Annotated in this window: 12 protein-coding genes and 1 pseudogene; 7 read left to right on the top strand and 6 right to left on the bottom strand. The window is 72.9% G+C overall.

The window, feature by feature from the left end; genetic code table 11:
• A partial coding sequence (locus tag B9S58_RS18980; protein ID WP_103533316.1) for an aminotransferase class I/II-fold pyridoxal phosphate-dependent enzyme occupies positions 1 to 1279 on the bottom strand: 1279 nt, incomplete at its 3' end.
• Between the two features lie 35 nt (positions 1280 to 1314).
• Between B9S58_RS18980 and B9S58_RS18975 the strand changes: the two genes are divergently transcribed.
• Complete coding sequence (locus B9S58_RS18975) at positions 1315 to 2010, top strand: pyridoxamine 5'-phosphate oxidase family protein (protein ID WP_103533313.1); 696 nt, start codon at positions 1315 to 1317, stop codon at positions 2008 to 2010.
• 58 nt (positions 2011 to 2068) lie between these two features.
• Here the strand turns inward: B9S58_RS18975 and B9S58_RS18970 are convergent, their stop codons facing one another.
• The 3 genes from B9S58_RS18970 to B9S58_RS18960 all read right to left on the bottom strand — a co-directional run bounded on the left by B9S58_RS18970 (position 2069) and on the right by B9S58_RS18960 (position 4842).
• Positions 2069 to 3028, bottom strand: a complete 960-nt coding sequence (locus B9S58_RS18970) for a DMT family transporter (protein WP_103533312.1) — start codon at positions 3026 to 3028, stop codon at positions 2069 to 2071.
• 159 nt (positions 3029 to 3187) lie between these two features.
• On the bottom strand, positions 3188 to 4228 hold the full coding sequence (locus tag B9S58_RS18965) for a DMT family transporter (protein ID WP_103533311.1): 1041 nt from the start codon (positions 4226 to 4228) through the stop codon (positions 3188 to 3190).
• A 71-nt stretch (positions 4229 to 4299) separates the two neighbouring features.
• The gene (locus tag B9S58_RS18960; protein ID WP_181009371.1) at positions 4300 to 4842 is read right to left on the bottom strand and encodes a Clp protease N-terminal domain-containing protein; all 543 of its coding nucleotides are present in this window, start codon (positions 4840 to 4842) and stop codon (positions 4300 to 4302) included.
• 247 nt (positions 4843 to 5089) lie between these two features.
• On the opposite strand from B9S58_RS18960, the gene B9S58_RS18955 reads away from it, so the two are divergent.
• Together B9S58_RS18955 and B9S58_RS18950 are read left to right on the top strand one after the other, a co-directional pair.
• The gene (locus tag B9S58_RS18955) at positions 5090 to 5284 is read left to right on the top strand and encodes a hypothetical protein (protein WP_103533309.1); all 195 of its coding nucleotides are present in this window, start codon (positions 5090 to 5092) and stop codon (positions 5282 to 5284) included.
• A gap of 79 nt (positions 5285 to 5363) precedes the next feature.
• Complete coding sequence (locus B9S58_RS18950) at positions 5364 to 5795, top strand: SRPBCC family protein (RefSeq protein ID WP_103533308.1); 432 nt, start codon at positions 5364 to 5366, stop codon at positions 5793 to 5795.
• Positions 5796 to 5903: 108 nt separating this feature from the next.
• Here B9S58_RS18950 and B9S58_RS18945 read toward each other — a convergent pair whose 3' ends face one another.
• Positions 5904 to 6272 carry a PadR family transcriptional regulator gene (locus B9S58_RS18945; protein ID WP_103533307.1) on the bottom strand — a complete coding sequence of 123 codons (369 nt, stop codon included), beginning with the start codon at positions 6270 to 6272 and terminating at the stop codon, positions 5904 to 5906.
• A gap of 245 nt (positions 6273 to 6517) precedes the next feature.
• Between B9S58_RS18945 and B9S58_RS18940 the strand changes: the two genes are divergently transcribed.
• Positions 6518 to 6733: a DUF6243 family protein gene (locus B9S58_RS18940; RefSeq protein WP_103533306.1), complete on the top strand. Its 216-nt coding sequence runs from the start codon at positions 6518 to 6520 to the stop codon at positions 6731 to 6733.
• Between the two features lie 51 nt (positions 6734 to 6784).
• Here B9S58_RS18940 and B9S58_RS18935 read toward each other — a convergent pair whose 3' ends face one another.
• Positions 6785 to 7756, bottom strand: coding sequence for a YafY family protein (locus tag B9S58_RS18935; RefSeq protein WP_103533305.1), 972 nt, complete (start codon positions 7754 to 7756; stop codon positions 6785 to 6787).
• Between the two features lie 134 nt (positions 7757 to 7890).
• On the opposite strand from B9S58_RS18935, the gene B9S58_RS18930 reads away from it, so the two are divergent.
• The 3 genes and pseudogenes from B9S58_RS18930 (at position 7891) to B9S58_RS18920 (ending at position 10248) form a co-directional block, all read left to right on the top strand.
• Positions 7891 to 8286 carry a RidA family protein gene (locus tag B9S58_RS18930; RefSeq protein WP_103533304.1) on the top strand — a complete coding sequence of 132 codons (396 nt, stop codon included), beginning with the start codon at positions 7891 to 7893 and terminating at the stop codon, positions 8284 to 8286.
• Between the two features lie 471 nt (positions 8287 to 8757).
• Positions 8758 to 9294: pseudogene (locus B9S58_RS18925) on the top strand (MFS transporter); the annotation flags it as partial.
• A 132-nt stretch (positions 9295 to 9426) separates the two neighbouring features.
• Positions 9427 to 10248 carry a PhzF family phenazine biosynthesis protein gene (locus tag B9S58_RS18920; protein ID WP_103533303.1) on the top strand — a complete coding sequence of 274 codons (822 nt, stop codon included), beginning with the start codon at positions 9427 to 9429 and terminating at the stop codon, positions 10246 to 10248.
• Positions 10249 to 10277: the final 29 nt, after the last annotated feature.

The following is a 10277-nucleotide window of genomic DNA, read 5'->3' as shown; positions in this document are numbered from 1 at the left end:
CCAGGGGCCCGATGTCCGCCGCGGCCAGCGGGGAGACGGTGAGCCGCACCCCCTGGGGCGCGTCCAGCCGGAAACGGGCCCCAGGGGCGGCCGCCCAGCCCGCGTGGAGCAGCCGGGCGACGGCCCCGGTCTCGTCGCTCACAGGCACCCACACGTTCATCCCACTGCGGCCCCGGGCGCTCACGCCGCGCTCCGCCAGTGCACGGATGAGCGCCTCCCGGCGATCACCGTAGGACCGCGCGACCGTACGGGTGTCGACGGCGTCCGAGGTCCACAGCTGGAGCACGGCGCGCTGGAGCAGCCGGCTGACCCAGCCGGGCCCGAGCCGCTGCCGCCCCGTCACCCGGTCGACCGTGACGGCGTCCCCGGTGAGCGTGGCGACCCGCAGATCCGGGCCGTACGCCTTGGCCGCCGAGCGGATGAACGCCCAGTGGGCCGTCACCCCGGCCAGCGGATGCAGCGGCAGGTCGACGATGGCGTGCCCGTGGTCGTCCTCGATCAGCAGCACGCCCGGGTGCCGGGCGAGGACCGCTCGCAGCTCTCGGGCGCGCGGCTCGTCCAGCGACGCACCGGTCGGATTCTGTGCCCGGTCGGTGACGACGAGGGCCCGCGCCCCGGCCCGCAGCGCCCGCTCCACATCGGCGGGCAGCGGACCGGAGTCGTCCACGCCGACCGGTACGGCGCGCAGCCCGAGCGCCGGTACGAGGTCGAGCACGCTGCCCCAGCCGGGGTCCTCCACCGCCACCGCGTCGCCCGGCCTGAGGTGCGCCGCGAGGACGCGCTCGATCGCGTCCAGGGCGCCGGACGTCACGGCGAGCGGCCCGGCGGGGACCCCGTCGGCGTCCAGCGCGGCACGGGCGTACGCGGCGAACTCCGCGACCACCGGGGCCTGCCCGTAGAGACCGTGGCTCTCCGCATCGACGGTGGCGGCCGCGGCGAGCGCCGGCCCGAGGTCGGGCAGCAGCTCCGGATCGGGATTCCCCTTGCCGAGGTCCCGGACGCCCGGGGGCGCCTCGATCCGCAGCGATCCGCGCGACGTACTGGCCGGGGCGAGGCGCACCCGGCTCCCCCGGCGGCCCGCCGTCTCGATCACCCCGCGCTCGCGCAGCGTCCGGTAGGCAGCCGCCACCGTATTGGGATTGACCTCCAAGCGCGTCGCCAACTCCCGCATGGGGGGCAGCACATGACCCGGCGGCAGCTCTCCCGAACCGACCCCGCGCTCCACACTGGCCGCGATCTCCGATGCGCGCCGCCCACTGATCCGATATTCTCCTAGCACAAAGACTATGATGCACTAGTGCAATGGAGTAAGCAATGCAGCACACCGCACCGCCCAACGGCACGGGCTCCGGCGTCGCCGCCCCCTACCTTCCCACCGATCGCACGGTGCCCACCCGGTCCAAGGAGCGCGCCTCCTACGACCGCGAGCTGGTCCACTCGATCCTCGACGAGGCATACCTCTGCCACTTGGGCTTCGTGCGCGACGGCGCCCCGGTCGTCCTGCCGACCCTCTTCGGCCGGACAGGAGAGCGGCTGTACGTCCACGGCTCGACGGGCTCGCGACCGCTGCGGTCTGCGAAGAGCGCTGATCCGGGGCTGCCGGTCTGCCTGACGGTCACCCATGTCGACGCCCTCGTGCTGGCCAGGTCCGCCTTCCACCACTCGATGAACTACCGCTCGGTGGTGGTGCACGGCACGGCCGTGACGGTGACCGACCCCGAGGAGCGGCGGCTCGCCCTGGACGCGATCGTGGACCAGGTCGTGCCCGGCCGCTCCCAGGACTCCCGGCCGGCCGACGCCAAGGAGCTCGCCGCGACGGCGGTGATCCGGCTGGACCTGAACGAGGTGTCCGCGAAGGTCCGCACCGGCGGGCCCAACGACGAGCCCGAGGACAGCGCCCTCCCTCACTGGACCGGCATCGTGCCGCTCACCCGGGGCTACGCGGCGCCGGTTCCCGCGGACGACCTGGATCCCGCCATCGGCGTACCGGACTACCTGTCCGCGCTCTGACGGAGGTCGCGGCAGCCATGGCTGCCGCGACCTGCACCACCCTCGCCGGGCGGGCCCGTCACACCGCCACGGCCTCCTTCCGACGGGCGACCGCCGCACCGCGCGCCTCCGCGAGGGCCAGTCCGGCCACGGCGGCCAGCAGGAGCAGCGTGCCGAGCACCGTGGCCGCCGTCAGCCGCTCCCGCAGGACGGTCACCGCGATGACCGCCGCGCTCACCGGCTCCAGGAGCATGATCACGGAGACGGTGGCCGCCCGGACGGCGGCCGCTCCGGCGAAGTACAGCGCGTAGGCGAGCGCCGTGGGGACCGCCGCCACATAGACCAGCAGCCACAGCACCTGCCCGGTCTCGGCGGTGTGCGGCACGAGCCCCTCGGCCAGGGCCATGGGCAGCAGGCCCACCGCTCCGATGCCGAACGCCCAGGCGCTGGTGGTCAGCGCGTCACCGCCGCCGCCGTCCCGCCCGAGCCACCGGGTGAGCAGCGTGATCGCCGCGTACCCGGCGGCGGACAGCAGCGCCAGCAGCACCCCGGCCGGCACGACATCGCCGCCCTCGCCGCCCAGGACCAGCACGGCGAGTCCGGTCAGCGCCCCGGTAACGGCGGCCAGGCCGCCCCTGCCGAGGCGTTCGCCCAGCAGCAGGCGCGCCCCGACGGCGATCAGGACGGGCCCGGCACCGAGCGTGACGACGGTGCCGACGGCGAGACCGGTGACCTCGACCGCCGCGAAGTACGCGGTCTGGAACAGGGTGAGACCGATGCCGGTGCCGAGAATCCGGAGCAGCCGGCGCCGCCGGGGTTCGGGCCCCCGGGACGCGCGGCGGGGGCGCAGTGCGAGCGCCCCGGCGAGCAGGACGAGGCCGCCCGCGCAGCGCCAGAAGGACAGGGTGAGGGGGCCGAGATCGCTGACCCGGAAGATCAGGGACGCGGCCGCACCGGCGGTGCCCCAGGCGACTCCGGCGACGACGAGGTACAGCAGGCTCCGCCCGACGGGCAGCACGGAAGCAACAGGGGTGGACATGTGACTTCTCCAGAGGAGGACGGGGTGGTGGGTCGCTCGGCTCCACATGCGGGCAGCGACGAACCGCTCGGGAACTGCCCGAGCCCGGTCTTCGTCAGGAGTGGCCGCCCGCGCTAGGCGGCGGGAGGCGGCAGCACAGTCAGATGCACGGTCGGGATGCTAATGCGGGGCCCGGCCCCTGGACAACTCGCCCTCGGCGGCCCCGGCCGCCGCCCCGGCCCCGGCGCCGCCGGCGACGGGGCCCGACGGGGGCTTCGGCGCGGCGGACTGGGCGATGAACGCACCGGTCAGGACGGCGAGTCCGCCGATGAGCTGCGGCGCGGAGAGGTACTCGCCGAGGAGCACCCAGGCCAGCCCGGTCGCGATGACCGCTTCGAGGCAGGCGACGACCCCGGCCACCTGGGGCGAGAGCAGCCGGACCGAGACGACCCCGGTGACGTACGCGAGCACGGTGGCGAGCAGCACGATCCAGCCGAGCAGCAGCCAGGCGGGGACCTCGTTGCCGTTCATGCCCGCGCTGCCGCCGAGCAGTGAGAAGTCCATGCCCCAGGGGCGGGCGACGACGGTGAGGACGGCCGCGCCGACGATCAGTCCGTACGCGATGACGCCGACGGGGTGCGGAGGCTCGGCGTGCTTGCCCTCGCCGTCCCGGCCGTCCCGGTCGTCCTGTCCTCCATGGTCGGAGAGAACGAAGTAGCCCACCTGGCAGCAGGCGGCACCGAGAGCCAGCAGCAGCCCGAGGAGATCGAACCTGAGCCCGGCCCACACCTCGACGACGCACGCGAGGCCGCCGACCGCCAGCACCACGCCGACCGCGGCGGCCCGGGTGACGGGCCTGCGCTGCACGAAGCGGACCCAGCCGAGGACCAGCGCGGGCGCCAGGTATTCCACCAGGAGCGCCACGCCGACCGGGATACGGGAGATCGAGGCGAAGTAGAAGGCCTGGACCCCGGCCACCGCGAACAGGCCGAATCCGGCGAGCAGGGCGGGACGTTCCCGTACGAGGTTCCGGTGGCGCCAGGCGACCGGGAGCATGATGACGGCGGCGCCCGCGACCCGCAGCCAGACCACGTGCAGCGGGTCGAGCCCCGCCTCGATCAGCGGCTTGGCCGCCACTCCCGAACCGCCGAACGCAAAGGCCGAGACCAGGGCGAGGCCCAGCCCGGCGCTTCTGCCCTGAAACCCCGAAGACGCGTGCATCGGCACATCATGGCAGCAGTCGACAGCACCGTCATCCCCGTGACACCTGTCGAGATGGCACCCTCACGGACTCATCCGTGCCGCACCGCCCCGGCCGTGAGCACGGCCGCCCGGTCCGCCAGCCGCCGCGCGTCCACGCCCCCTCGGGAAAGCACCTCCACCGCGCGCGACTCGGCGTCGGCCGCCAGCGCGGCGAGCAGATCGAGACCGGCGGCGCGTGCGGCGCCGCGCGACGCCGCACGGCGCCGCGCGCCCTCCATCGCGGCGAGAGCGGAGGGCGACCAGCCGTCGACGGCCGGTTCGCGCACCACCGGAACGGCCCCGGAGTCCTCGACGGAGCCCTGCCAGCGGAGCCCGTAGCCGATGCTGCGCTGGACGAGATAGCCGAGCACCCTGGCCAACTGCGCCCCTCCGTCGAAGGCCTCGCGGACTTCGGGGTCCGTCTCGATCAGCGAGTGCAGGAGGTGGGCGGTGTCGATGTGCCGGTCCCCGTCGCGCAGGGCACGCCTGCGCGCACCCGTCAGCACCGATGCCAGTTCCGCGGTGAAGCGGGCATCGAGTTCGACGTGGCTCGGTATGGGCTGTTCAGGCATGCGCGGCGTCCGGTTCTGCACACCTCTACCCCATCAGTCCGGCGGCCGGAAGACATCCCCGGAGCGACCCATCGGGCATCCCACCGAAGTTGGGGACGCCGGAGCGACCCATCATCCTTGCGGATGAGATCGTGCCGAAAGGCACAACCATGTCGGCTCTCGGGGCGCGCGCCGCCTTGCATCGCACGCCCCCGGGGCAACCGCCGACCCCCGCGCGTACGTCCCTCACGCCACAGCGCACGCGGCGGGGGCGGGAGGGGAGGAACAGGTGTTCTGGATGGTCGCCCTGCTGGCCCAGGACGGGCTGCAGTACGTCTACCGCGTGTACGCACCCGCCGACGCCCTGCCCGCCGATCTCTTCTGGACGGCCTTCCACTGCCACGACGAGGGCCCCCATCCCCGCGCCTCGGACCGCTTCGACGCCGCGGTGATCTGGCGGAACCGGCAGCCCCAACAGATCTGACGGCTCATCAGTATTGAATGTTGGCACAGCTGCCACTACGTTCCGCGACACCGAAACCGGACGAACCAGGGGTGGCCGCATGGCTGAAGTCAGCGCCGAGGCACGCATCGAGGCGCCCACCGAGAAGGTCTGGGACCGCCTGACGGACTTCTCGTCGTACGGGGAGTGGAACGCCACCCACACCAGCTTCCCCCGGGGCGGCCCGGCCGAACTGGAGCTCGCGGCCACCTACGAGGAGAACATGAAGCTGATGGGTTTCCCGGCCGAGGTGGTCTGGACGGTCGACGAACTGGAGAAGGGCCGCCTGCTGGCGACCCGCGGCAAGGGCCCGATGGGGGTCAACCTGGCCATGCGGTACTCCCTGACCCCGGAGGGCGACGCCACGACCATGCGCATCGACGGCGAGTTCACCGGCGCGGCGGTCTCCCTGATGGGCGGCAAGCTCAAGGACTCCGCGACGGCGGCGCTCCAGGAGTCACTGCGCAAGCTCGGCGTGCTCGTAACCCCCTGATCACGCCCGGCCGCACGGTGCGCGAAAGGCACCGCGGAATCGTCCCGCGGGGCCTTTCCCGCATGTCCGGCTTCACTCGCTTCACACACGGCTCGCTTCACGCCCGGCTCAGTGCTCGTCGGCGAGGATCAGGTAGAGCCTCTTGCGCGCGTCGTTGATGACCGTCAGCGCCTTCTGCCGCTGATCGGCCGAGCCGGTCCTCCAGACCTGCCCGAACGCCTCCATCAGACCGAATCCGGCCTGCCGGATCTCGTTGACGCCCTCCCAGTCCACACCGCGCCCGGCCTCCTCCCACGGAGCCTCGGGCCCGGTCTCGGCCTCGTTCCGTCCGGCGTCGGTGAGCGTGAACAGCTTCTTGCCGCCCTCGCTGGCGCTGACGATCAGACCCTCGTCCTCCAGCAGCTGGAGCGTCGGATAGACGGAGCCGGGGCTGGGCCGCCAGGCCCCGCCGCTGCGCTCGCCGATCTCCTGGATCATCTCGCCGTCACCGACGGCGTCGTACGCACGAAATGGCCCTTTGGGCGCTCTCCGAGGCGCGGCCGACGCCGGGGCGGCGAGAAGGTTGGTGTGCGGAGCCGACGGAACCGGGTAACGTCTTTGTCATTCCAGACGCCGATTTACGAGTGAGCGCGTGATGGGCCGCCGCTGACGTCCTGCGACGTCGCCGCCCGTCCCCCACCGATGAATCCGTAGATCACTTCACATCATTACCGGGAGAACCCGTGACCGTGAGCAAGAACATCAACAACCCCGTGGGCCAGGGCGGCGGCCAGCGCAAGAAGCTGTCCCGCGCCGAACGGCAGAACAACGGTCCGCACCGCAACCTCGACCGCCAGGGTGCGGCCGACCAGAAGGCGGAGCTGGTTCGCAAGATGCGCGAGAAGACAGGCGCGGCTGAGAGCACCGGGCAGACGGACGACGACAGCGCACAGAGCTGACGTACCGCCGCCGCGGGGCGGCAGCGTCCGACCTGTCCGGCCGAACAGCTCTCAGGACGCGTCTCCGTAGCGGGCCGCGACCGTGGCGGCGCGGTCGCGCAGGGCGCTGCGCAAGGACTGCGGGGCCAGGGCCTCCGCATCCGTACCGAGCTGCCACAGCGCCCATTCGGCGTGCCGGGAATCCTGGAAGGTGACCTCCAGCCGCGGCCGGCCGTCCGCGTCGGGGTCTTCCGCGCGGACGGTCAGCACGGTGTCCAGCAGCTCCTCCCGCCGCGCAGGGTTCACCCGCACCAGCACGGTGAGGTGGTCGTCGGAGAGGAACCGCGCGGAACGTTCCCGCCAGATCCGGTCCAGATCGACCCGGTCCGGCCGCTGTGCCGTTTCGGGGAGCTCCTCGGCGGCCAGCACACGCGACAGCCGGTAGGTGCGGTCCGCGCCGGCTCTCGTCGCCAGCAGATAGCCCCGGCCCCGTACGGTGACCAGGCCGATCGGGTCCACCGTGCGCCACTGCGGCGCCTGGCCCGTGGCCGCGTAGTGGATGCGCAGCTTGTGCCCGGCGAGCACGGCGCGACGGACCTCGACCATGGTGGCGCCGGGCACCTCGTCGGCGACGGCCCGGCGTGAGAGCAGGTCGGTCTCCGGGTCGACGAGAAACCGCTGGGCCCCGTCGCTCGCGGTGGCCTGATGGCTTTCGGGCAGCGCGTCGACCACCTTCCGCATGGCCGAGGCAAGCGCGGATCCGAGCCCGAGCACCTGCTCCCCGCGCCCTGATCCGGCGGCCAGCAGGGCGAGGGCCTCGTCGTGATTCAGCCCGGTGAGCTCGGTCCGGAAACCGGGCAGCAGCGCGAACCCGCCGTGCCGGCCGCGTTCGGCGTAGACCGGAACGCCGGCGGCGGACAGCGCCTCGATGTCGCGCAGCACGGTACGGGTGGACACCTCCAGCTCACGGGCCAGCGTGGCCGCAGACAGCCGACCGCGCTGACGCAACAGCAGGACCAGTGAGACCAATCGGTCGGCGCGCATACGGGAACGGTAGCGAAATACACGACCAAGGGTGTCGTCATCGGTTGGGAGGCTCCCTCAGCACGACGTCGAAGCGGCGGCCGCCGAGCCCATGGACGTACGTACTCCCTGAATCGAATGGAGCTGAAGTGGCAGTGGAACGAACAGCCGTCAACCCGGTGACGTGGTCGGTGGATCTGGGGTTCAACCAGGGTGAAGTCGTCTCCGGGCAGGCCCGGACCCTGTACGTCTCGGGGCAGACCGCGATGAGCGTCGACGGCAAGCCCCAGCACGACGGCGACATGGCGGCGCAGTTGACGCTGAGCGTCGACAACCTGGAGGCCGTGCTCGGCGAGGCCGGCATGTCCCTCGCGAACCTTGTCCGCCTCAACGTCTACACGACCGACGTCGATCTGCTCTTCCAGCACTACGGTGCCCTGGCGGGGCGGTTGGGCGCGGCCGGGGTGGCGCCGGCCGGCACCATGCTCGGGGTGACACGACTGGCGGTCCCCGGCCAGCTGGTCGAACTCGAGGGCACCGCCGTCGCGTGATGCGACCTCGCCGTCGGTACTGCTCGTGCCGGTCGAACCGGCGCGAGCAGTACCGACGGAAGGGCGATACCCGGCACTGCGGATCACGGCGTCCTCGCCGGGACGGGTCACCGGCGAGGACGCCCGAACCACCAGGACCCCCAAGACCGCCAGGACTCCCCATAATCGCCTTTCGCCCCCGCCCGCCGAGCGCTAGCGCTCCGGCCGACGAATGACCCACCAGGAGCGGAGAGACATGCCCGGTCGTCCGAGCGCGCGCTGACGTCGTAGGCCGAGACCGGCCCGTCATCGCGTGCTGCCCCTGAGATCGCGGCACAGCGAGCCCCTACCCGCCCGATGCCCGGGTGTGCTTTCGCGCGCCGGGCGGCGGTTCTCGTACCCGGCGACCCCAGAGGTTTCTGTGCAGTCCCCTCCCTCTCCCCCTTCTCCCTCTCCTTCTTCCTCCGGCGGTCCGGGTTCCGGTCGGGCCGTCTCTTCCTTCCGCGCGAACTGCACCTGGCGGGCGCCACCGTCGGCCTCGCTCTCGCGGCGACCGGGCCGGGCGCGCTCCTGGGCTCGGTCCTGGCCGCACGGCTGCCGGGGCGGTTCGGCCACGGCGTGGTGCTCGTGTCGGCGGCGGTGCTCGGTAACGGGGCCCTGCTCTGCGTACCGGCACTGCACGGTTCCTCGGCCGCGACGGTCCTCGCGCTCCTTGCCGCCAACTTCGTGTTCGGGACCTTCAGCCAGCTGGTGAACGTCACGGTCATGTCGGTGCGGCAGGCCGTCACGCCGGACGGGATGCAAGGGCGTGCGGCCGCGACGATCGCCTTCGTCGGTATGGGGTTCACTCCGCTCGGCTCGCTGCTCGGCGGCTTCCTCGCGCAGGAGTGGGGTCCGCGCGCCGGGCTCCTGGTGACGGCCGCGGGCATGATGCTGTCCCCGCTCCTGATGGCCGCGTCCCCGCTCGCCCGCCTGGGGCGTGTGCTTCCGTGCCCCGCGGGAGGAACAGCGGCCGACGGAACGACGTGAGCCGGCGGACCTCCCGCAGTGGCCGGTAGCTCCGGCCGGCACGACCGCTCGGCACGACGGACGGACGGGCAGGGGCCAGACACCCGCAATTGGCCTTGGCCCGTCTCCGCGCCCGCGCTCTACGGTCACCCCATGAGAATTCGCATCGTCGACGCGTTCACCGACCGCCCCTTCGCCGGAAACCCCGCCGGCGTGCTCCTGCTGGAGGGCGGCGCGTTCCCGGCCGCCGAACGCCTCTCGGAGATCGCCGCCGAGGTCAACCTCTCCGAGACGGCCTTCGCCCACCCGCTGCCGCCGGGGGGCACGGCCGACTGGGCGCTGCGCTGGTTCACCCCGGCCACCGAGGTGAACATGTGCGGGCACGCGACGCTCGCCACCGCCCACGTCCTGCACACCTCGGGCCTGGCCACGGGCCCGGTGCGGTTCGCCGCGCGCTGCGGGATCCTGAGTTCGACCGCCCACCCGGACGGCACCCTCACCCTCGACTTCCCGACCTCCGCGCTGACCGAGGAGCCGGTGCCGTACGGCCTCGCCGACGCCCTCGGGGCCGATCCCATCTCGGTGCACGACACCGGCGAGCACATCGGTGACCTGCTCGTCGAGCTCCGCGACGAGGCGACCGTACGGGCGCTCGCCCCGGACTTCGCCGCGCTGGTGGCCCACTCCCGGCGCGGCGTCATCGCCACCGCCGCGGCCGAGGACCCCGCCCGGGGCTACGACTACGTCTCGCGCGGCTTCTTCCCGGGCGTCGGCATCGACGAGGACCCGGTCACCGGCAGCGCCCACACCGCGCTGGCCCCCTTCTGGTCGGCCCGCCTCGGCCGCGACGACCTCACCGGCCTCCAGGCGTCCGCCCGCTCGGGGCTGGTCCGCACCGCGCTGCGCGGCGAACGCACCCTGCTGACCGGCACGGCGGTCACGGTGATCGACGGCGAACTGCTCACCACGTTCTGAGCACGGGCCCGCCGGGGCGCGTCCAACGC

This window comes from Streptomyces sp. SM11 (assembly GCF_002910905.1).
Taxonomy (GTDB): Bacteria; Actinomycetota; Actinomycetes; order Streptomycetales; family Streptomycetaceae; genus Streptomyces.
Note: the sequence above shows the minus strand (reverse complement) of the source record. Positions and strands in the feature narration are given on the sequence as shown.